The organism is Rhodococcus sp. NPDC003383 (genome assembly GCF_053589115.1).
Genome location: NZ_JBSFRG010000029.1, coordinates 22,781 through 44,322, shown reverse-complemented (window position 1 = coordinate 44,322; position 21,542 = coordinate 22,781). Strand labels below are relative to the sequence as shown.

General features: G+C 70.1%; 20 protein-coding genes. 14 read left to right on the top strand and 6 right to left on the bottom strand.

What is annotated here, in order from left to right:
• Nucleotides 1–13 precede the first annotated feature (13 nt).
• Together ectA and ACWDTS_RS22080 are read right to left on the bottom strand one after the other, a co-directional pair.
• Entirely contained in the window at nucleotides 14–556 is a 543-nt protein-coding gene (gene ectA / locus ACWDTS_RS22085; RefSeq protein WP_197256195.1) for a diaminobutyrate acetyltransferase, read from the bottom strand.
• A gap of 141 nt (nucleotides 557–697) precedes the next feature.
• A complete protein-coding gene (locus ACWDTS_RS22080; RefSeq protein ID WP_450119035.1) occupies nucleotides 698–2,800 on the bottom strand; it encodes a RecQ family ATP-dependent DNA helicase in 2,103 nt (700 codons plus the stop codon).
• 330 nt (nucleotides 2,801–3,130) lie between these two features.
• Between ACWDTS_RS22080 and ACWDTS_RS22075 the strand changes: the two genes are divergently transcribed.
• Complete coding sequence (locus tag ACWDTS_RS22075) at nucleotides 3,131–4,678, top strand: acetyl-CoA hydrolase/transferase family protein (protein ID WP_450109501.1); 1,548 nt, start codon at nucleotides 3,131–3,133, stop codon at nucleotides 4,676–4,678.
• Between the two features lie 25 nt (nucleotides 4,679–4,703).
• On the opposite strand, the gene ACWDTS_RS22070 is transcribed toward ACWDTS_RS22075, so the two are convergent.
• Entirely contained in the window at nucleotides 4,704–5,312 is a 609-nt protein-coding gene (locus ACWDTS_RS22070; protein WP_197256174.1) for a DUF3515 domain-containing protein, read from the bottom strand.
• Between the two features lie 99 nt (nucleotides 5,313–5,411).
• Between ACWDTS_RS22070 and ACWDTS_RS22065 the strand changes: the two genes are divergently transcribed.
• Genes ACWDTS_RS22065 through ACWDTS_RS22055 form a run of 3 tightly spaced genes read left to right on the top strand, consistent with a single transcriptional unit; the run spans nucleotide 5,412 to nucleotide 7,623 of the window.
• The gene (locus ACWDTS_RS22065) at nucleotides 5,412–6,371 is read left to right on the top strand and encodes a thiamine-phosphate kinase (RefSeq protein ID WP_450119034.1); all 960 of its coding nucleotides are present in this window, start codon (nucleotides 5,412–5,414) and stop codon (nucleotides 6,369–6,371) included.
• A gap of 10 nt (nucleotides 6,372–6,381) precedes the next feature.
• Nucleotides 6,382–6,903, top strand: a complete 522-nt coding sequence (locus tag ACWDTS_RS22060; protein ID WP_197256170.1) for a gamma carbonic anhydrase family protein — start codon at nucleotides 6,382–6,384, stop codon at nucleotides 6,901–6,903.
• A gap of 9 nt (nucleotides 6,904–6,912) precedes the next feature.
• Nucleotides 6,913–7,623: a uracil-DNA glycosylase gene (locus ACWDTS_RS22055; protein WP_450109504.1), complete on the top strand. Its 711-nt coding sequence runs from the start codon at nucleotides 6,913–6,915 to the stop codon at nucleotides 7,621–7,623.
• Nucleotides 7,624–7,652: 29 nt separating this feature from the next.
• Here ACWDTS_RS22055 and ACWDTS_RS22050 read toward each other — a convergent pair whose 3' ends face one another.
• Together ACWDTS_RS22050 and rpmB are read right to left on the bottom strand one after the other, a co-directional pair.
• Entirely contained in the window at nucleotides 7,653–8,462 is an 810-nt protein-coding gene (locus tag ACWDTS_RS22050; RefSeq protein WP_450109505.1) for an enoyl-CoA hydratase-related protein, read from the bottom strand.
• 89 nt (nucleotides 8,463–8,551) lie between these two features.
• Entirely contained in the window at nucleotides 8,552–8,743 is a 192-nt protein-coding gene (rpmB, locus tag ACWDTS_RS22045) for a 50S ribosomal protein L28 (protein ID WP_197256166.1), read from the bottom strand.
• Between the two features lie 193 nt (nucleotides 8,744–8,936).
• Here rpmB and ACWDTS_RS22040 point away from each other — a divergent pair, with 193 nt between their 5' ends.
• From ACWDTS_RS22040 to mutM, 10 genes are all read left to right on the top strand, one after another.
• Nucleotides 8,937–10,613, top strand: coding sequence for a DAK2 domain-containing protein (locus tag ACWDTS_RS22040; protein WP_450119033.1), 1,677 nt, complete (start codon nucleotides 8,937–8,939; stop codon nucleotides 10,611–10,613).
• 41 nt (nucleotides 10,614–10,654) lie between these two features.
• Nucleotides 10,655–12,994, top strand: coding sequence for an ATP-dependent DNA helicase RecG (gene recG / locus ACWDTS_RS22035; RefSeq protein WP_450119032.1), 2,340 nt, complete (start codon nucleotides 10,655–10,657; stop codon nucleotides 12,992–12,994).
• A 215-nt stretch (nucleotides 12,995–13,209) separates the two neighbouring features.
• Nucleotides 13,210–16,611, top strand: a complete 3,402-nt coding sequence (locus tag ACWDTS_RS22030; protein WP_450119031.1) for a pyruvate carboxylase — start codon at nucleotides 13,210–13,212, stop codon at nucleotides 16,609–16,611.
• Nucleotides 16,608–17,174, top strand: a complete 567-nt coding sequence (rsmD, locus tag ACWDTS_RS22025) for a 16S rRNA (guanine(966)-N(2))-methyltransferase RsmD (RefSeq protein ID WP_197256158.1) — start codon at nucleotides 16,608–16,610, stop codon at nucleotides 17,172–17,174. Before ACWDTS_RS22030 ends, rsmD begins: the two co-directional genes overlap by 4 nt.
• A complete protein-coding gene (gene coaD, locus ACWDTS_RS22020) occupies nucleotides 17,171–17,662 on the top strand; it encodes a pantetheine-phosphate adenylyltransferase (protein WP_197256156.1) in 492 nt (163 codons plus the stop codon). The genes rsmD and coaD overlap by 4 nt, the downstream gene beginning before the upstream one ends.
• 153 nt (nucleotides 17,663–17,815) lie before the next feature.
• Nucleotides 17,816–18,574: a DivIVA domain-containing protein gene (locus ACWDTS_RS22015; RefSeq protein WP_197256154.1), complete on the top strand. Its 759-nt coding sequence runs from the start codon at nucleotides 17,816–17,818 to the stop codon at nucleotides 18,572–18,574.
• A 107-nt stretch (nucleotides 18,575–18,681) separates the two neighbouring features.
• Nucleotides 18,682–19,296: a YceD family protein gene (locus ACWDTS_RS22010; RefSeq protein WP_248673533.1), complete on the top strand. Its 615-nt coding sequence runs from the start codon at nucleotides 18,682–18,684 to the stop codon at nucleotides 19,294–19,296.
• A gap of 2 nt (nucleotides 19,297–19,298) precedes the next feature.
• On the top strand, nucleotides 19,299–19,481 hold the full coding sequence (rpmF, locus tag ACWDTS_RS22005) for a 50S ribosomal protein L32 (protein WP_003939052.1): 183 nt from the start codon (nucleotides 19,299–19,301) through the stop codon (nucleotides 19,479–19,481).
• 28 nt (nucleotides 19,482–19,509) lie between these two features.
• Nucleotides 19,510–20,283, top strand: a complete 774-nt coding sequence (rnc, locus tag ACWDTS_RS22000; RefSeq protein WP_197256191.1) for a ribonuclease III — start codon at nucleotides 19,510–19,512, stop codon at nucleotides 20,281–20,283.
• Nucleotides 20,284–20,289: 6 nt separating this feature from the next.
• A complete protein-coding gene (mutM, locus tag ACWDTS_RS21995) occupies nucleotides 20,290–21,156 on the top strand; it encodes a bifunctional DNA-formamidopyrimidine glycosylase/DNA-(apurinic or apyrimidinic site) lyase (RefSeq protein ID WP_197256148.1) in 867 nt (288 codons plus the stop codon).
• A gap of 20 nt (nucleotides 21,157–21,176) precedes the next feature.
• Here the strand turns inward: mutM and ACWDTS_RS21990 are convergent, their stop codons facing one another.
• Complete coding sequence (locus ACWDTS_RS21990; protein ID WP_450119030.1) at nucleotides 21,177–21,533, bottom strand: hypothetical protein; 357 nt, start codon at nucleotides 21,531–21,533, stop codon at nucleotides 21,177–21,179.
• Nucleotides 21,534–21,542 lie beyond the last annotated feature (9 nt).

Genomic DNA, 21,542 nt, shown 5'->3' with positions numbered 1-21,542 from the left:
GGGACCGAAAATTTCAGTCGCCGATTGTGTAGAGATCTTCGGGCAGGTGGGAATCGGGGAAATCGTCCGCTGCGAACAGATCGGTGCGCGTGATATAGGTGCCGCGCTGCTGGGCGACGGCCGTGAACAACGCGATGGAGGCCGAGTTGTCCGGACTGATGGTGGTCTCCAGGCGGGTCACACCGCAGTGGCGGAGCCGGTCCAGGAGCGTGTGCAGCATCCGGGCCGCCACGCCGCGTCCCCGCTGATCTTCGTCGACGGCGACCTGCCACACGAACAACGTGCCGGGCGCCTCCGGGCGGCGGTAGCCGGTGACGAACCCGACCGGCCGGTCGAACTCGTCGGTCGCGACGAGCGAGGTCGCGGCGTAGTCACGGCACCACAGCACATAGGCATACGAGGAATTGACATCGAGCACCCGGGAATCGCGAGCGATTTCCCAGATCCGAATTCCGTCTGCGATGCGAGGTGTCCTGAACTGCAATTCGGCCGGCGTTCGCAAGCTCGGTTCGGCCGGTGCGAGGGTCGGGGTACTTCTCTCCGTAACGGGCGTCATAAGTAATGGCAACGTAACAACCACGTGTGCCGAAATCACGCGCGTCGCGGAAATCGATCTTCGGAACCCCCGGTTACACGCAGGTAAGAGCACTCGAGTGAGATGGGCCACATCGTGTAGCGATCGGTGCGGCCCCACCGATTACTTCGGGCTCGCCAGCGCGAACGGGAGCACCGCTTCGGCGCCCGCTGCGCGCAGCGTCCGCGCCGCCATCGTCAGCGTCCACCCCGTGTCGGTGACGGCGTCGACCAGCAGCACCGGACCGTCGACACCCGTGAGGTCCGGCGGGATCCACGCATCGACGAGCGCGGCGATGCGATAGGCCGAGTTCGCCGCCGTCACCGGCGGCCGCCCCGGACGGGACCGCAACGTGCCCAGATCCCGCAGGCGGCCGATCCGGGCCAGACCCGCGGCCAGCGAGCCGACGAGCAGCGGATGCGACTCCGACTCCACGGCCATCACCGCGACCGGGCGCTGTGCCCAGTCCCACGCGGCGAGCACCGAGATCGCGGCCCGCATGAGCTCGTCCGGGGCGGGGGCGTCCGGACCGTCCAGCAGCGCGCGCAGTCGTGGACCCCACCCCAGGTCGGACAACCGGCCCAGCACCCGCCCGGGTTCGGGTCCGTCGGTGATCCGCCCGGACAGCGACACCCCCAGCTTCGCCATGCCCGTCGGCCACTGCTTGCGCGGCGCGAGATCGACACCCGGCCGGTCCAGGCGCGCCACCGTCTGCGCCACACCGGCTTCGTCCACGTCGGTGCTCCAGCGCGGGCCGCAGCAGTTGTCGCAGCGGCCGCAGCCCTCGGCGGAGGCCATGAGCTCCGGGTCGTCGAGCTGCCGGCGCAGGAACAGCATCCGGCACTCGGTGGTGCGTTCGTATTCGAGCATGGCGGCCTGCTCGGCGGCGCGGGCCTCCTCGAGCCGGGCGTAGCGCGGCGCGTCGTAGTGCCACGGCTGCCCGGTCGCGACCCAGCCGCCCTTGACGCGGCGCACCGCACCGTCGACGTCGAGCACCTTGAGCACCATCTCGAGCCGCGACCGGTTCAGATCCACGAGCGGCTCGATCGCCGGCGTCGACTGCGGACGGTCGGTGTCGAGCACCTCCACGACCCGGCGCACCAGCGCCTCGTCGGGGAACGCGACCGACGCGAACCACTTCCAGATCTGCTGATCCTCGCGGCCCGGCAGGAGAACGACCTCGGCACGATCGGTGGAGCGGCCCGCGCGGCCGACCTGCTGGTAGTAGGAGATGGGGGAGGACGGTGCCCCGAGATGCACCACGAACCCCAGGTCCGGTTTGTCGAAGCCCATGCCCAGCGCCGACGTCGCCACCAGCGCCTTGACGCGGTTGTTCAGCAGATCCGCCTCGAGTTGCTCGCGTTCGGCGGTGTCGGTCTGCCCGGTGTACGCGGCGACGGCGTAACCCCGCTCGGCGAGCAACGCCGCCAGATCCTGCGCCGCCGACACGGTCAGCGCGTAGACGATGCCGGAGCCGGGCAGCTCACCCAGATGCTCGGCCAGCCACGCCGCGCGGCGTGCGGGCTCGTCGATCCGGACGACCGACAGGTGCAGCGAGGGGCGGTCCAGGCCGCCGCGCAGCACCAGCGTTTCCGCGGTGCCCTCGCCGACGCCCAACTGGGCGGCCACGTCGGCCACGACGCGATCGTTCGCGGTCGCGGTCGTCGCCAGCACGGGGATGCCCTCGCCGAGTTCGGCGACGAGCGTGCGGATCCGCCGGTAGTCCGGGCGGAAGTCGTGACCCCAGTCGGACACACAGTGCGCCTCGTCGACCACGACGAGACCGGCATCGCGGGCCAGGGCGGGCAGCACCTGATCGCGAAAGTCGGGATTGTTCAACCGTTCCGGGCTGACCAGCAGGACGTCGATCTCACCGGACGCGATGCGCTCGTGGATCTCGTCCCACTCGGTGACGTTGCCGGAGTTGATCGTCGCCGCCCGCACCCCGGCGCGTTCGGCGGACTCGACCTGGTTGCGCATGAGCGCCAGCAGCGGCGAGACGATCACCGTCGGACCGTGCCCGTGGGCACGCAGCAGTTTGGCGGAAATGAAGTACACCGCGGACTTGCCCCACCCGGTGCGCTGCACCACGAGCGCGCGGCGCCGCTGCACCACCAGCGCCTCGATCGCCGTCCACTGGTCCTCGCGCAGGCGCGCGTGCGGGCCGGCCAGTTCGCGCAGGAGTCGTTCGGCCTCGTCACGCAGATTCGTCGTCGCGATACTCATGCGGACCATCGTGCCGGAACAGGGTGACACGGAACGCCGGACGGTGGCTCCCGGTGCCGGTGGGGCGGTGCCGCGTCGAACGCACGGCCCGGCGCGGTGAACGGTCACAACCATGCGACGAGCGCGCAACGATCCTACGATCGCGCTTCCGGTAACAGACCAGCCGGTCGCCCCGATGGCACGCAGTGCCGCAATTGTAGAAGCCGTTGCGCAACAGTAGGTTACGCCCCTCGCGTGTCCTGGGCCGGGCTCGAGGGCAGGCGAGTGGTGTGGGTCCCTCGGGCCGGAAGAATGTGACGGGCCTTTCCTTGCGGCGGCTAATCTGGGCGCATGAACGGGCACCACCTTCTTTCCGATGTCACGTCGGAGTCGAACCGAATTCACCACTCCGCGTTTCGGAACAAGATCGTTTCTGCCGAGGAGGCGGTGCGGTACATCCACCCCGGTGACACGGTCGCGATCAGCGGGTTCGGCAGTGCCGGCACTCCCAAGGCCGTCACACCCGCGCTCGCGGAGCGGATCCGGCACGCCCGCGCCGGCGGTACGGACTTCACGATCAACCTTCTCACCGGTGCCTCCGTCGCCGCCGAGACCGAACGCATGCTCGCGGAGGTCGACGGCATCTCGCTGCGCATGCCCTACCAGTCCGAGGCGACGGCACGCCGCTCCATCAACTCCGGTGGCATGGACTACCTCGACATCCACCTGTCCCACGTGGCCCAGCAGGTCTGGGAGGGGTACTACGGGCACATCGACGTCGCGGTCATCGAGGTCTCCGGCATCACGGAGAGCGGTGAACTGATCCCGTCGACGTCGATCGGCAACAACAAGACCTGGCTCGACGTCGCCGAGAAGGTCGTCCTCGAGGTCAACTCCTGGGTGCCGGACGCGATGAACGGGATCCACGACGTCTACTACGGCACCGCGCTGCCCCCGAACCGCAAGCCGATCATGTTGACCGGCGTCGAGGACCGCATCGGCCAGCCCACCCTGCGCGTCGACCCGGCCAAGGTCGTCGCCGTCGTCGAGACCAACCTGCGCGACAGCGCGATGCCGCTGACTCCGCCGGACGCCGTCAGCAAGACGATCGCCGGGCACGTACTGGACTTCTTCGAGTTCGAGGTCTCCAAGGGACGTCTGCCCGCCGATTCGCTGTTGCCGCTCCAGTCCGGTGTCGGCAACGTCGCCAACGCGGTGCTGCAGGGCCTCGACGCCGGACCGCACAAGGGGTTGACCTGCTATTCCGAGGTCATCCAGGACGGGATGCTGCACCTGATCAAGCACGGCACCGTGAAGTACGCATCCGCGACGTCGCTCGCGTTGACCGCGGAGGGTGTCGACGAGCTGGTGGCCAACATCGACTTCTACCGGGAGCACATCGTGCTGCGGCCGCAGGAGATCAGCAACCACCCGGAGATCGTCCGCCGCCTCGGCATCATCGCCATGAACGGCATGCTCGAGGCCGACATCTACGGCAACGTCAACTCCACCCATGTCATGGGAACCAAGATGATGAACGGCATCGGTGGTTCCGGCGACTTCGCTCGCAACGGCTATCTGTCGATGTTCCTGAGCCCGTCGACCGCGAAGGGCGGCAGCATCTCGGCGATCGTGCCGATGGTGCCGCACGTCGACCACACCGAGCACGACACCCAGGTGATCGTCACCGAGCAGGGCCTCGCCGATCTGCGCGGGCTGTCTCCGCGTCGCCGCTCACGCGTCGTCATCGACAACTGCGCCCACCCCGACTACCGGGACGCGCTGCACGAATATGTCGCGCGTGCCGAGGCCGAAGCCGGCGGGCACACCCCGCACCTCCTCGGCGAGGCACTGTCGTTCCATCAGCGGTTCGTGGAAACCGGGTCCATGCTCCCGTGATCGTCCACCCGCGCCGGTCGGTGGATCAGTTTCCACCCACCGGCGCGGGATCGATCTGCTGCTGCGGCAGCGACTCGGTGAGCGCGGCCGACACCTCCTGCAAGGGGGACGGTCCGGACCCGTTCGGCACCGTCAACGCGACGTAGACCGGCCGGTCCACCGCGAACCACGTACTCGCGGCGATGCCCTCGGCTTCGCCCGACACCTCGAACCACTGCACGCCGTCGACGACCTGCAGCGCCGCCGCCGCATCGAATTCGGCGGGACGATCCAGACCGCACCGCAGCACCACCGGTTCCGCATCGGCGGTCTGCCAGGCCGCGGTGCCGGGCGGAGCGGGATCGACCAGTTCGGCGCGCGTGTAGTCCCCGAGCTTCTCGGGCAGTGCCGCGAGCAGGTCTGCGCACGCGGCGGATTCGGCCTGCGGCGCGGGAACCGGTCCGAGTGCGAGCGGGCCGAGCACCGGATTGCGGTCGATGATCACCGCGGCGACGACGACTCCGGCGAGCAACGCGACCGGCAGTGCGATGGCCGTCGCGATCACCGCGGGATGGCGGCGTTCCTCCTCGGCCACCTGTGCGTCGGCACCGGCGGCGTCGGATTCGGGTTCGGGAGAAGAATCGGATTCGATCATCAGGTCCATCTTCGGGAGCGGTAGCGTGACCCGAACCTATCAGTGCCTGTCACGGCACCGGACCGCACCGGCCAGAGCCGGAAGGAGACTTCTGCCACCGTGCCCGACCCCACCGGCCCCACCGTCGCCGAACTCGGCGAATTCCCCGTCATCGATCGCGCGACCGCCGGCCGTCGCCAGCCCGCGACGACCCTGGTCGGGCCGGGACACGATGCAGCACTCGTCGCCGCGTCCGACGGCCGCGTCGCCGTTTCCACGGACATGCTCGTCGAGGGCAGGCACTTCCGGCTGGACTGGTCGAGTCCACAGCAGGTCGGACGCAAAGCTGCGGCGCAGAACGGTGCGGACGTCGCGGCGCTCGGCGCCCGCCCGACCGCGTTCGTCGTCGCACTCGGGTGCCCGCCCGGTACCCCCGTGGCCGTGCTCGAGGGGATCTCCGCCGGTCTGGGGGAAGCCGCCGAGGAGATGGGCGCGGGGGTCGTCGGCGGCGACCTCGTGCAGGCCGATCAGGTGATCGTCTCGGTGACGGTGCTCGGCGACCTCGAAGGCCGGGCGCCGCTGCTGCGCACCGCGGCCCGGCCCGGTGACGTCCTCGCGCTGGCCGGCACCCTGGGCCGGTCCGCCGCGGGGTTGGCGCTGCTGCTCGCCGGTCACGGCGGTCACCCCGATCTGGTGGAGGCCCACCGCGTTCCGGCCCCGCCGTACGCAGCGGGGCCGGCGGCGGCGCGGGCGGGTGCGCGCGCCGGGACCGACATCTCGGACGGTCTGCTCGCCGATCTCGGGCACATCGCGGCCGCGTCGGCCGTGGCCATCGACGTCGAGTCGGCCCTGCTCGGACCGGGCGACGATCTGCGCGCTGCCGCGGCGGACCTGGACGCCGATCCGTGGGAGTGGGTGCTGACCGGGGGAGAGGACCATGCGCTGGCCGCGTGTTTCCCGCCGGAGGTGGCGCTTCCCGAGGGCTGGCACCGCATCGGCTCGGTGCGTGCGGGGGCGGGCATCACCGTCGACGGCCGCGACCGCGCGGGTCCCGGCGGCTGGCAGAGTTTCTCGAGATAGGTTTCTGCGTATGGCTGTCTATGCGCTCGGCGATCGTGTCCCCGATATCCACCCCGATGCGTGGGTGCACCCCGATGCCGTGGTGATCGGCAATGTCACCCTCGGTGCACACGCCTCGGTGTGGCCGACGGCGGTGCTGCGCGGCGACTACGGCTCCATCACCGTCGGTGAGTACACCAACATCCAGGACGGAACGATCATCCACACCACGGCGATCCAGTCGACGATCATCGGCGCCCGCTGCGTGGTCGGCCACAACGCCCACATCGAGAGCGCCACCATCGGCGACGGTTGCCTCGTCGGCTCCGGGTCGCTCGTGCTCAACGGCGCGACGCTCGGGGCCGGATCGCAGGTCGCCGCGGGCGCGCTCGTCCCGCCGCGGTTCGAACTGCCGGAACGACGCATGGCCATGGGCGTGCCCGCCAAGGTCCGGGAGGGCTTCGAGCTCCCCGAGGGCAGCTTCGAGGAGAACGCGAAGATGTACGCGGCGAACGCCGACTACTACCGCACCGCGTTGCGCCGCATCGACTAGGGGAAATTCGTGACGGACCAACTCGCCGATCCGGACACTCCGACCGGGCCGCGACCGCTCGCCGAGGTCGTCGAGGCCGGCTGGGCGCAGGCCCTGGCACCCGTCGCCGACGACATCGCGGCGATGGGGCAGTTCCTGCGCCGGGAGAACGCCGCCGGCCGCGGCTACCTCCCGGCCGGCAGCAACGTGCTGCGCGCCTTCACGCAGCCGTTCGACCGGGTGCGGGTGCTCATCGTCGGACAGGACCCCTACCCGACGCCGGGTCATGCGGTGGGCCTGAGCTTTTCCGTCGCACCCGACGTGCGCCCCGTGCCGCGCAGCCTTGCCAACATCTACCGCGAATACACCGAGGACCTGGGCCTGCCGGTGCCGGCGAACGGCGACCTGACGCCCTGGGCGGAGCAGGGTGTGCTGCTGCTCAACAGGGTGCTCACCGTGCAGCCGGGGCAGCCCGCCTCGCATCGCGGCAAGGGATGGGAGGTCGTCACCGAGCAGGCGATCCGGGCGCTCGTCGCGCGCGGCACGCCGCTGGTGGCGATCCTGTGGGGCCGTGACGCGGCGACCTTGAAGCCGATGCTCGGGAACGTGCCCACCGTCGAGTCCGCGCACCCGTCGCCGCTGTCCGCATCCCGCGGATTCTTCGGCTCGCGACCGTTCAGCCGCGCGAACGCTCTCCTCGAACAGCAGGGCGGCGAGCCGGTGGACTGGCGCCTGGCCTGACCACCGGCCCGCGCCGGATCGGTTCTGTTTCAGCGGTTCTGCTTCAGCGAGGCGAAATCGGGGCGGCGCTTCTCGACGAATGCGTCCGCACCCTCGAGACCCGTCGGCGACACCGCCGCCGCCGAGATCGACGCGAGTTCGGCGTCGAGCTGCTCGGCGAGCGTCCGGTGCTGGGAGTCCGCCACCAGGCGGCGGATGCCGGCGTAGGCCGCGGTCGGACCGTTGGCGAGGGTCCGCGCGACGCGCAGCGCCTCGCTCTGGATCTCGTCGTCGGCGACGAGCCGGCTCAGCAGTCCGAGGCGCACCGCCTCGTCTGCGGCGACCACCGCGTCCGTCAGGATCATCTCGCGGGCCCGGGCGACCCCGACCACCCGCGGCAGCGTCCAGGACATCCCGCCGTCCGGCGTGTATCCGATCGACGGGTACGCCGGGCGCAGCTTCGTCGACGGGCCGCCGAGCGCGATGTCGGCGTGCAGCACGATGCTCATCCCGGCACCGGCGGCCCAGCCGTGCACCGCCGCGACGACGGGCACACCCACGGCGTCGAGGGCCAGCACGAACTCGTGGAATCGGCCGGCGATGTCGGCGACGTGCGCGCTGCGGTCCTCGGCGGCGGCGAATCCCCGCACGTTCCCACCCGCGCAGAAGTTGGCGCCTTCACCCACCAGCAGGACGGCGCCGACCTCGGGTCCGGCGGCACGCAGGGCGGCGGTGCCCTGATCGACTCCGGCGGGGGACAGCGAGGTGCCGTTCTCGGCGGTCGCCACGGCGATGCGCAGCACTCCGTCGGTCACGCTCACGTGCGAGGCGGAGGTATCGGTCACAGAAGTTTCGGTCACCTTCGGCACCCTAGCCGCAGGGCCGAACCTCACAAAACGGCAAATACCCCCGGCGACGGACGCCGGGGGTATTCGTGGTCTCGGCTCGATCAGCCGCGAACGACCTTGCCCGCCTTCAGGCAGGAGGTGCACACGTTGATCTTGCGGGTGTTGCCCGGGGCAACCTGGGCACGCACGCTCTGGATGTTCGGGTTCCAGCGACGATTGGTACGCCGGTGCGAGTGCGAGACCGACTTCCCGAAGCCGGGGCCCTTGGCGCATACGTCGCAGACGGCAGCCATGTCGCGAACTCCTTGTTATGTAGTGGATATTGTCATTCTTGTCCTGCGAACACGGGAAACTGTCGTCGCCCGTGCGAGGCAACCCTGCAAGCGTAGCGAATGCGGCAGCCGATGACCAAACCGGCCGCCTTCCGGCCGCACGGTTACCCTTTCGGCATCGGAAATCGGCGGGTTGCGGAAGAGGTGTCCACAGTTGTTCGAAGCGGGGGACGTGGTGGACGCACAGGCGCTGCGCCGCTGGGCGGAGCTCGGGCTCAAGGCCATCGAGGAGCGCCACGACGAGATCAACGTCCTCAACGTCTTCCCCGTCCCGGACGGTGACACCGGCACGAACCTGCTGATCACCGTGCGATCCGCGGTGGAGGGTCTCCGCGCGTCCGGTACGCAGCAGACGGCAGCCGGGGTCCTCGACGCCCTCGCGCGCGGCGCGTTCACCGGAGCCCGCGGCAACTCCGGGGTGATCCTCGCGCAGATCCTGCGCGGAATGGCCGACGCCACCGCGACCCAAGAGCAGCTCGATGCGCCCGGGATCGTCCACGCGCTGGACCGCGCGGCCGCCGCGGTGATGCGGGCGCTGAGCACCCCCGCCGACGGGACCATCGTGAGCGTTCTGCACGCCGCCGCAACCGGCGCGTCCCGGCTCGGTGCCGACGCGACACCCGCGGACGTGGCGCTCGCCGCCGCCGACGCCGCCGCGGCCGCACTGCAGCGCACCGTCACGCAGCTCGACGTCCTCGCGGAGAACGGCGTCGTCGACGCCGGTGGCCTCGGCCTGCTCATCCTGCTCGACGTGTTCGTCGAGGTCGTGACCGGCGAGCGACCCGACCGCCGCCTCACCCTCACCACCCGGCCCGTTCCGCCGGTGCGGTCCGCCGCGCGCCCGGACGCCTCCCGGCACGACGACCCGGCTGCGGACGACGACACCGCGCAGGACTACGAGGTCATGTACTTCGTGGGCGACACCGACGACGAGCGGATGGCGACGCTGCGGACGCGGCTCGACGCACTCGGCGACTCCGTCGCGGTGGTCGGCGACGGCGCCGGCACCTGGACCGTGCACGTGCACTGCTGCGACGCCGGTGCGGCGGTCGAGGCGGGTCTGGCGGCGGGAACCGTCCACCGCATCGAGATCACCTGTTTCGCGCTCGACGCGGTGCGCCGGGACAACTGCAGCCGGGACAACTGCGATGGGCACGGGGAGCCCCCGGCCTCGCCGGGCCGGGCCGTGCTCGCGGTCGTGGAGGGCGACGGCGCAGCCGAGCTGTTCGAGGCCGAAGGGGCCGTCGTCGTCCGGGCCGACCGCCCGATGACCATCCCCGGGTTGCTCGACGCCATCCGCGCGGTCGACGCACCCGAGGTGCTGGTGCTGCCCAACGGTGCGCTCAGCGAGCAGAACCTCATCGCCGTCGGGGCGGCGACCCGCGACGACCATCGGTCGGTGATGTTCCTGCCGAGCTGGTCGATGGTGCAGGGGCTCGCGTCCCTCGCCGTGCACGACGCCGGACGGGACTCGGTCGACGACGCGTTCACGATGACCGAGGCCGCCGCGACGACCCGCTGGGGCTCGCTGCGCATCGCGCAGGAACGCGCCCTGACCTGGGTGGGAACGTGCGAACCCGGCGACAGCCTCGGTTTGTCCGGCCACGATGTCGTAGTCATCGAGCATGATCTGGTGGCAGCGGGCGCGTCGCTCCTCGACAAGGTCCTCGCCGCGGGTGGAGAACTCGTGACGATGCTGGTCGGGTCCGGTGCTCCCGAGGGCCTCGCCGAACAGCTGACCGCCCACCTCGACGCGCACCATCCCGAGGTGGAGGTCGTGGTGTATCACGGGGGACAGGGCAGCGACCTGCTGCAACTCGGCGTCGAGTAGGCGCCGAACCGGGCAGAAGCGGACACGGCGAAAGGACGGCAGTGGCGACACTCGCGGACCGACTCGATCATCTTCTCGGACGCAAGACCGCCGACGCCCTGTTCGACGCGTTCGGCATGTCCACCGTCGAGGATTTGCTGCGCCACTACCCGCACCGCTACGCGACCCAGGGCGCCGAACTCGGCGACGCGCAGCCGGAGGAAGGCCAGCACGTCACGATCATCGCGCGGGTCGAGAAGGCCGACGAGGTGCGGATGAAGAGCCGGCCCGGGACGCGGCTCGCGGTGGTGCTGGTTTCGGACCGGCAGAAGATCGACGTGACGTTCTTCAACCCGCACAAGGTCAAATACAACATCAAGCCCGGCGTGCGCGGCATGTTCTCCGGCACCGTGAAGTACTTCCGGGACAAGTGGAGCCTCGCCCATCCGAGCTACGTCATCCTTCCCGAGCCGCGCGACGCGGAGGTCGGGGGAGCGACACCCGCGCCGACCCGGGTCCGCGGGGCGGGCGCGCTGGCGGGGATGGCCCGCAGCGCGCAGGGCAGCGACGGCATCGACATGTCGATCTTCGACCGGGCGCTGATCCCGATGTACCCGGCGACCCGGGACGTCGAGTCGTGGACGGTGATGCGCTGCGTGCGGCAGATCCTCGACCAACTCGAGGTCGTCGACGACCCGCTGCCGGACTGGGTGCGCCGCGAGCACGGCCTGGTCGGCCTGGACGAGGCGCTGCGCACCATTCATCTGCCCGACACGAAGGAGCAGGTGACCGCCGCGCGGGCCCGGTTGCGTTTCGACGAGGCGACCGCTCTGCAACTGGTGCTCGCGCGGCGCCGGCACGACGTGGCCGTGCGCACCGCGCCGGTCTGCGCGCCCCGCGACGACGGCATCGCCGCCGAATTCGACCGGCGCCTGCCCTTCGAGCTGACCACCGGTCAGCTCGCCGTCGCCGGCGAGATCGCCGCCGACCTGTCGGTGGCGCACCCGATGAACCGGCTGCTGCAGGGCGAGGTCGGTTCCGGCAAGACCATCGTGGCGTTGCGGGCGATGCTGCAGGTCGTCGACTCGGGACACCAGTGCGCACTGCTCGCGCCGACGGAGGTGCTCGCCGCGCAGCACGCCCGGTCGCTGACCTCGATGCTCGGGGACCTGGCCGCCGCCGGTGAGCTCGGCGCCCACGAACTCGCGACCAAGGTGACGCTGGTGACCGGCTCGATGTCCGCGGCCCGCAAACGCCAGGCGCTGCTCGACACCGTCAACGGCGACGCCGGCATCGTCATCGGCACCCACGCCCTGATCCAGCAGGGCGTGAAGTTCTTCGACCTGGGCCTCGTCGTCATCGACGAACAGCATCGCTTCGGGGTCGAACAGCGGGACGCACTGCGCAACCGCGGCCGTGACGGTGCGAGCCCGCACGTGCTGGTGATGACCGCGACCCCGATTCCGCGGACGATCGCGATGACCGTCCTCGGCGACCTCGAGGTCTCGACCCTGACGGAACTGCCGCGCGGACGCTCACCGATCGTGAGCCGGGTCGTGCCGGCGAAGGTGCATCCGAGCTGGGTCGACCGCGCGTGGGAGCGGATCGGCGAGGAGGTCGCGGAGGGGCGGCAGGCCTACGTCGTGTGCTCCCGGATCGGGGACGGGGACGCGGACGAGGACGCCGACGCCGACTTCTTCGTTCTCGAGGACGCGGAGCCGGCCCGCGGTACGAAGAGTCGTGGTGGAAAAAGCGGCGGCAAGGGGGCGCGGGCCGGTGCCGAGCCGCCGGACACGAAGTCGGTGCTGCAGCAGTACGAGGAGCTGTCCACCGGCCCGTTGAGTCACCTGCGCGTCGGGTTGCTGCACGGCCGGTTGCCCGCGGACGAGAAGGACGCGGTGATGCGCGACTTCGGCGCCGGGAAGATCGACGTGCTGGTGTGCACGACCGTCGTCGAGGTCGGTGTGGACGTGCCCAACGCGACGGTGATGGTGATCGTCGACGCCGACCGGTTCGGGGTCAGCCAGCTGCATCAGCTGCGCGGTCGCGTGGGGCGAGGCGGACATCAGGGGCTGTGCCTGCTCGTCACCGACAGCCGCCCGGGGTCGCAGGCGATGATGCGGCTCGACGCGGTGGCCGGCACCACCGACGGGTTCGCGCTGGCACAACTCGACCTGCAGCAACGTCGCGAGGGCGACGTGCTCGGCGTCGCGCAGTCCGGCACGGCGTCGACGCTGCGGCTGCTCTCGCTCGTCGACGACGTGGAGGTCATCGCCGCCGCCCAGGCGTTCGCGCGTGCGGTCACCGACGAGGATCCGGGCCTGGACGAGCATCCCGGACTCGCGCGGATGGTCACCGCGGCCCTGGACAGCACGCGGGTCGAATACCTCGAGAAATCCTGAGCCGCGCGCCCGGCGGAAAACCTGCGGACGAGGTAACGTTCCGCGCACGGCAGGCGTGATCCGGCTGTGAGGTAAAAACGAGAGCACCTTCCGTATTACCTGCGGGTTACCAGTACGCGGAACTGCATCGTTTCAGTCTTGCCACATTCGTCCCACATCCCAGAATGTGGGACGGGGGTGAAAATCGGCATGTTGCGGCAGGGTACGTTCGTCCAATGTTCTCGAAAGTGCTTGTCGCCAACCGTGGCGAGATCGCGATCCGCGCCTTCCGTGCCGCCTACGAACTGGGTGCCGGGACCGTCGCGGTGTTTCCCTACGAAGACCGCAAGTCGCTGCATCGGCTGAAGGCGGACGAGTCGTACCAGATCGGTGTCGAGGGACATCCCGTCCGCGCCTACCTGTCGGTCGAAGAGATCGTCTCCGCCGCGAAGTCCGCGGGCGTGGACGCGATCTACCCGGGCTACGGATTCCTGTCCGAGAATCCGGACCTCGCCGCAGCCTGCGCGGAAGCCGGCATCACCTTCATCGGCCCGCCCGCCGAGGTGCTGGAACTGACCGGCAACAAGGCCCGCGCGATCGCCGCCGCCAAGGCGGCCGGTCTGCCGGTGCTCGCCTCGTCCGAGCCGTCGTCCGACGTCGAGGCGCTGCTCGCCGCCGCCGAGGACATGGAGTTCCCGGTGTTCGTCAAGGCGGTCGCCGGTGGTGGCGGACGCGGCATGCGCCGCGTCGCCGAACGCGCCCAGCTGCGCGAAGCGATCGAAGCCGCCTCGCGTGAGGCCGACGCCGCGTTCGGTGATCCGACGGTGTTCCTCGAGCAGGCCGTCGTCGACCCGCGCCACATCGAGGTCCAGATCCTCGCCGACAAGCACGGCAACGTGATGCACCTGTTCGAGCGGGACTGCTCGGTGCAGCGCCGGCACCAGAAGGTCGTCGAGCTCGCCCCGGCCCCGAACCTGCCGGAGGAGCTGCGGCAGAAGATCTGCGCGGACGCGGTCGCGTTCGCCGAGCAGATCGGCTACCAGTGCGCCGGCACCGTCGAGTTCCTGCTCGACAAGCAGGGCCGCCACGTGTTCATCGAGATGAACCCGCGCATCCAGGTCGAGCACACGGTGACCGAGGAGATCACCGACGTCGACCTCGTGCAGGCGCAGATGCGCATCGCATCCGGTGAATCCCTGTCGGATCTGGGTCTGTCGCAGGACACCGTCACGATCCGCGGAGCGGCGCTGCAGTGCCGCATCACCACCGAGGACCCGGCCAACGGCTTCCGGCCCGACACCGGCCGCATCACCGGCTACCGCACGCCCGGCGGCGCCGGCATCCGCCTCGACGGCGGCACCTCCGTCGGTGCCGAGGTCTCGGCGCACTTCGACTCGATGCTGGTCAAGCTCACCTGCCGCGGGCGCAACCTCGAGGCCGCCGTCGCGCGGGCCCGGCGCGCGGTCGCCGAGTTCCGCATCCGCGGCGTCGCCACGAACATCCCGTTCCTGCAGGCGGTGCTCGACGATCCGGACTTCCGGGCCGGCAACGTGACCACCTCGTTCATCGAGGAGCGTCCGCAGCTGCTGACGCTGCGTTCCTCCGCGGACCGCGGCACCAAGATCCTGCGGTACCTCGCGGACGTGACGGTCAACAAGCCGCACGGCCAGCGCCCCACCACGGTCTACCCGCACGACAAGCTCCCCGCGATCGACCTGACGGCCGCGCCGCCGGCCGGGTCGCGGCAGCGGCTGCTCGAACTCGGTCCCGAAGGCTTCGCGCGTGCACTGCGCGAGCAGAAGGCCCTCGGCGTCACCGACACCACCTTCCGCGACGCCCACCAGTCGCTGCTCGCCACCCGGGTGCGCAGCAAGGACCTGCTCACCGTCGCCGGGCACGTCGCGCGGATGACCCCGGAACTGCTGTCCATCGAGGCGTGGGGCGGTGCCACCTACGACGTGGCGCTGCGCTTCCTGCACGAGGACCCGTGGGAGCGGCTCGCGGCGCTGCGTGAGGCGATCCCGAACATCAACCTGCAGATGCTGCTGCGCGGTCGCAACACCGTCGGCTACACGCCGTACCCGGAGGCGGTGACCCGGGCGTTCGTGCAGGAGGCGGCGAGCACCGGCATCGACATCTTCCGGATCTTCGACGCCCTGAACAACGTCGACCAGATGCGACCGGCGATCGACGCGGTCCGCGAGACCGGCACCACGATCGCCGAGGTCGCGCTGTCCTACACGGGCGATCTGTCGAACCCGAACGAGACGCTCTACACGCTCGACTACTACCTGAAGCTGGCCGAGCAGATCGTCGAGGCCGGCGCGCACGTGCTGGCGATCAAGGACATGGCCGGGCTGCTGCGCGCCCCCGCCGCCGCGACCCTCGTCTCGGCGCTGCGCAGCAACTTCGACCTGCCGGTGCACGTGCACACCCACGACACCCCGGGCGGTCAGCTCGCCACCTACCTGGCGGCGTGGCAGGCGGGCGCGGACGCCGTCGACGGCGCGTCGGCGGCACTGGCCGGGACCACCAGCCAGCCCGCGCTGTCCGCGATCGTCGCGGCCGCGGCGAACAGCGAGTACGACACCGGCCTGGACCTGCAGGCCGTGTGCGATCTCGAGCCGTACTGGGAGGCGCTGCGGAAGGTGTACGCGCCGTTCGAGTCCGGGCTGCCCGCCCCGACCGGCCGCGTGTACACGCACGAGATCCCCGGTGGTCAGCTGTCGAACCTGCGTCAGCAGGCCATCGCGCTGGGCCTCGGTGACCGCTTCGAGGACGTCGAGGCCGCCTACGCCGGCGCCGACCGCCTCCTGGGCCGGCTGATCAAGGTCACCCCGTCGTCGAAGGTCGTCGGCGACCTCGCGCTGCACCTCGTCGGTGCCGGTGTGTCCGTCGACGACTTCGCCGCCGATCCGGGCCGCTTCGACATCCCGGATTCGGTCGTCGGATTCCTGCGCGGCGAACTCGGCACCCCCGCCGGGGGCTGGCCCGAGCCGTTCCGCAGCAAGGCCCTGGCCGGCCGCGGCGAACCGAAGGCCGAAGCGCAGCTCGCATCGGAGGACGAGAAGGCGCTCGGCGGCAGCTCGCTCGAGCGTCGCAGCACCCTCAACCGGCTGCTGTTCCCGGCCCCGACCCGCGAGTTCGAAGAGCACCGCGACGCCTACGGCGACACCTCCGAACTGTCGGCGAACCAGTTCTTCTACGGCCTGCGCCAGGGTGAGGAGCACCGCGTCAAGCTCGACAAGGGCGTCGAACTGCTCATCGGCCTCGAGGCGATCTCGGACGCCGACGAACGCGGCTTCCGGACCGTGATGTGCATCCTCAACGGACAGCTGCGTCCGGTCTCCGTGCGCGACCGGTCCATCGCCAGCGAGGTCCCGGCGGCGGAGAAGGCCGACCGGAGCAACCCCGGTCACGTGGCCGCGCCGTTCGCCGGCACCGTCACCCTCGTCGTCGGTGAGGGCGACAAGGTCGCCGCGGGTGACACCGTCGCCACGATCGAGGCCATGAAGATGGAAGCGGCGATCACCGCGCCGCGCGGTGGGCAGATCACCCGCCTCGCGATCGGTGGTGTCCAGCAGGTCGAGGGTGGCGATCTGCTGGTGGTGGTGTCCACCGAGGAAAGCGCCGAGTGACACGGATCGTCGCGGGCCGGGCCGGGGGGCGGCGCCTGAAGGTGCCGCCCCGCGGTACCCGGCCCACCTCCGAACGTGTCCGCGAGGCACTGTTCAGTTCGCTCGATGCGCGGATGGACCTGGACGGGGCCGCGGTACTGGACCTCTACGCGGGATCCGGTGCCCTCGGTCTCGAGGCCCTGTCGCGGGGCGCCGCGCACGTGCTGCTCGTCGAGTCCGACGCCAAGGCCGCGGCCGTGGTCCGGCAGAACATCGCCGAGGTCGGGCTGCCCGGTGCCGTGCTGCGCGCGGCACCGGTGTCGACCGTGCTGGCCGGCACCCCGGACCGCGTCTACGACCTCGTGCTGGCGGATCCGCCGTACGCGATCGACGAGGACGCCGTGTCCCGGGTGCTGACCGTTCTCGTCGACGGCGGATGGGTCGGGGACGGTTCGGTGGTCGTGCTCGAACGGTCCTCGCGGTCACCGGAAACGGTGTGGCCGGAAGCCCTCGAGGCTGGGCGCGTCCGCAAGTACGGGGAGACCCGGATCGAGGTCGCCACCTGCTACGGTTCTGAATCATGAGCAGCGCCGTCTGTCCTGGATCCTTCGACCCTGTCACCAACGGACATCTCGACGTCATCAGCCGAACCGCACTGCAGTTCGACGAGGTCGTCGTCACCGTGTTGGTCAACCCGAACAAGCAGGGCATGTTCACCGTGCCCGAGCGCCTCGAGATGCTGGCCGAGGCCACCTCGCATCTTGGCAACGTCCGCGTCGACGCCTGGCAGGGTCTGCTCGTCGACTACGCGAAGGCAAACGGCATCACCGCGATCGTCAAGGGTCTGCGCGGCGCCAACGACTTCGACTACGAGCTGCAGATGGCGCAGATGAACCACAAGCTCACCGGCGTCGACACCCTGTTCGTCGCAACCAATCCCGCGTACAGCTACCTGTCGAGCTCGCTCGTCAAGGAGGTCGCGACCTACGGTGGCGACGTCGCGGACATGCTGCCGGCGACGGTGCACAAGCGGCTGCTCGCGCGGATCGCCGAACGGGCCGCGGGCAAGTAGCCCGGATCACGTCCGCCGGGTAACGGTTTCGACAACACGGGCACCGGGTTCGCCGACACGCCCCCGAGGGTCGCGCCGCACCGCGCCACCTGCGGCAGACTGGCAGCTGGCCGCGGCCGCACCGGCCGGACCGGACGAGGAATGGGGTTGGGCGTGTATCGGGTTTTCGAGGCACTCGACGAACTTGTCGCGATCGTCGAGGAAGCACGTGGTGTGCCGATGACCGTGAGTTGCGTGGTCCCGCGAGGGGACGTTCTCGAACTCCTCGACGACGTACGGGACGCGCTGCCCAGCGAGCTGGACGACGCGCAGGACGTCCTCGACCACCGTGACCGTCTGGTCGGCGACGCGCGGGCCCTGGCGGACAAGACCGTCGGTGACGCCGACGAAGAGGCGCGGGAACTGCTCGAGCGGGCCCGGGCGGACGCCGACCGCATGCTCGCCGACGCGAAGGCCCAGGCCGACCGGATGGTGCAGGAGGCGCGGGCACACGCCGACGAACTGGTCCAGGACGCGCGTGCCGAAGCCGAGGACACCGTCGCCGAGGCCAAGCGGCAGTACGAGGCTCTCACCGGCCGGGCCCGGGCCGAGGCGGACCGCATGATCGAGTCCGGGAAGGCGTCCTACGAGCGGGCCGTCGCGGACGGTGAAGCCGAGCAGGCACGGCTGGTGTCCCAGACCGAGGTCGTGCAGGCGGCGCACGCCGAATCGGCGCGGGTGATCGACAGCGCCCACGCGGAGTCGGACCGGTTGCGCACCGAATGCGACGAGTACGTCGACGGCAAACTCGCCGATTTCGAGGAGATCCTCAACACGACGCTTCGCTCGGTCGGGCGGGGCCGGCAGCAGTTGCGCACCGCCGGGGCCCCGGACTACGCGGAGGCGGACTGGCGCGCCGAACGCCGCCGCTGAACTCGCGCACCGGGCGGATTTCCCTGTGGCGCGCCGCGTCGCGTACCATTGGGGGGTTGCCCAGTACAACTGACGGCTTCGTGCCGTCGATCCGAAAGCGAGTTGCCGTGTCTTCCCGTCATCACAGTGCGTCTCGTCCCGCCCGGGACGAGGGTCTTGTGCTGGACGTGATCTCTCTCGGCCGTCGCCCGGGCTCGATGCGAACGGTGAGCCGGGTCGTCCCGTCGCCCTCGCGTATCGGTCTCGACCTCGTCGCGATCGAAGAGGGCACGGATGTGGAACTCGATCTGCGGCTCGAGGCGGTGTCGGAGGGCGTGCTCGTGACGGGCACCGTCCGCGCCGAGACCGTCGGCGAGTGCTCGCGGTGCCTCGAGCCGTTCACCGGCTCGGTGGACCTGTATCTCACGGAGCTGTTCGCCTACCCGAACAGCGTCACGGAACAGACCACCGAGGAGGACGAGGTCTACCGGATGGTGGACGACGAGATCGACCTGGAGCCGGTCATCGTCGACGCCGTCGGACTGGAGCTTCCGCTGCGGCCGTTGTGTAGCGACGACTGCGCGGGACTGTGCCCGGAATGCGGCATTCGCCTGGCGATTGCGGAATCCGGGCACGGGCATGAAATAATCGATCCTCGCTGGGCTGGGTTGGCAGCTGCCATCGGCGCAGGATCCGAAGAACCCAGCAGTGCACCTGACAGCAAGAACAACGAGGAGAAGTAGACGTGGCCGTCCCCAAGCGCAGAATGTCGCGTTCCAACACCCGGTCGCGGCGCAGCCAGTGGAACACCACTGCGCCGACCCTCGTCACCTGCCCGAACCGTGGCTGTGGCGAGAAGAAGCTGCCTCACGTGGCGTGCCCGTCGTGCGGCACGTACAACGGCCGTCAGGTGACCGCTGCCGTCTGATTCGGTAGGCATCGTGGCGAACAAGTCGATGAATACACCGTCCGTGGGCGGCGAGGAGGATCACGCGTCTCTCCTCGCCGCCCTCGGCGTGACACTGGACCCCGAACTGCTGCGGCTGGCGCTCACGCACCGGTCGTACGCCTACGAGAACGGGGGACTGCCGACCAACGAGCGCCTCGAGTTCCTCGGCGACGCGGTTCTCGGCCTCACCGTCACGGAAAAGCTCTACCTCACGCACCCGGACCGGTCCGAGGGCGAACTCGCCAAGATCCGCGCGAGCGTGGTGAACATGCACGCGCTCGCGGAGGTCGCCCGTGGTCTCGGCGAGGGTGGTCTCGGTGTGCACCTGTTGCTGGGCAAGGGTGAGGAACTGACCGGCGGCCGCGACAAGGCCAGCATTCTCGCCGACGGCATGGAATCGCTGCTCGGCGCAGTCCATCTCGAACACGGCATCGACGTCGCGCGCAGCGTCGTGCTCCGGTTGTTCGCCGATCTCCTCGAGCGCGGTCCGCGGCTCGGAGCCGGACTGGACTGGAAGACCAGCCTGCAGGAACTCACCGCCGAACGCGGTGTGGGTGTCCCCGTCTACGAGATCTCCGCGACGGGCCCGGACCACGACAAGGAATTCACGGCGACGGTGCTCGTCGCCGGTTCTCCGTACGGCGTCGGCGTCGGCCGCACCAAGAAGGAAGCCGAGCAGAAGGCGGCGGCCGCGGCGTGGCAGGCGCTGACCGACGGCGCGACCTCCGATGCCGGCGACGCGGTCGCCGGGAACGACGAGACCGACACCGAACAGAACTGATCCGCGGTGCCCGAACTCCCCGAGGTCGAGGTGGTCCGCCGTGGTCTGCACGAGCATGTGCTCGGTGCGGCGATCGAATCCGTGCAGGTGCTGCATCCGCGTGCGGTGCGCCGGCACGAACCCGGTCCGCGCGATCTCGCGCTCCAGCTGACCGGGCAGACGCTCGTCGACGTGCAGCGACGCGGCAAGTATCTCTGGCTGGTGCTCGAGCCCGCCGACATGGCGCTCGTCGTGCATCTGGGTATGAGCGGTCAGATGCTCGTGCAGCCGCCGTCCGTCGCCGACGAGAAGCACCTGCGCATCCGCGCCGTGCTGGATAACGGCGCGGATCTGCGGTTCGTGGACCAGAGGACCTTCGGCGGCTGGGCGCTCGCCCCGCTCGTGGAGGTCGACGGCGACCTGCTGCCGGTGCCGGTGGCGCACATCGCCCGCGACCCCATGGATCCCCGATTCGACGCCGACGCGGTCGTGAAGGTCCTGCGGAACAAGCACACCGAGATCAAGCGCGCGCTGCTCGACCAGACCGTCGTCTCCGGTGTCGGCAACATCTACGCGGACGAATCCTTGTGGCGGGCAAAGCTTCACGGAAACCGGATCACCGACACGTTGTCGCGGCCCAAGCTGAAGGCGGTGCTGGCGGCGGCGCATGAGGTCATGGGGGAGGCGCTCGCGCAGGGCGGTACGTCGTTCGACGCGCTCTACGTCAACGTCAACGGTGAATCCGGCTACTTCGACCGTTCCCTGGACGTGTACGGCCAGGAGAACCGGCCGTGCTCGCGGTGCGGCTCCGCGATCCGCCGCGAGAAGTTCATGAACCGCTCGTCCTACAGTTGCCCGAAGTGCCAGCCCCGCCCGCGGGTTCGTCGAATCTGACGCACCGCGCCTGCGCTGCGTCACTCACCGGAAGCGTCGGAAGAACCGGCCCCGGGTTCCGAACCCTGTCCGCCGCCGGCGTCGACGTCGTCCCCGGCTTCCGACGGCGTGGGCTCCGTCGGCCGGACGAGTTCCTCGGCATACGGGGCGCGCGGCGGCGCGATCTCGTCGAGCCGCTCGTTGATCGCGTGCGCCAGCAGATCGTGCTGCAGCGACGACAACGGTGCCAGACCGCTCAGATACGCGTCGATCTCGATCTTGCCGGCGTCGCCGCCGAGGCCGAAGTAGCGCAGCCAGAGTTCCTCGAGGGACAGTCCGGTGGCGCGCACCGCGGCCAGGAACCGGCGCCGATGTTCACCGTCGGACAGGTACCTCATTCTCGCTCC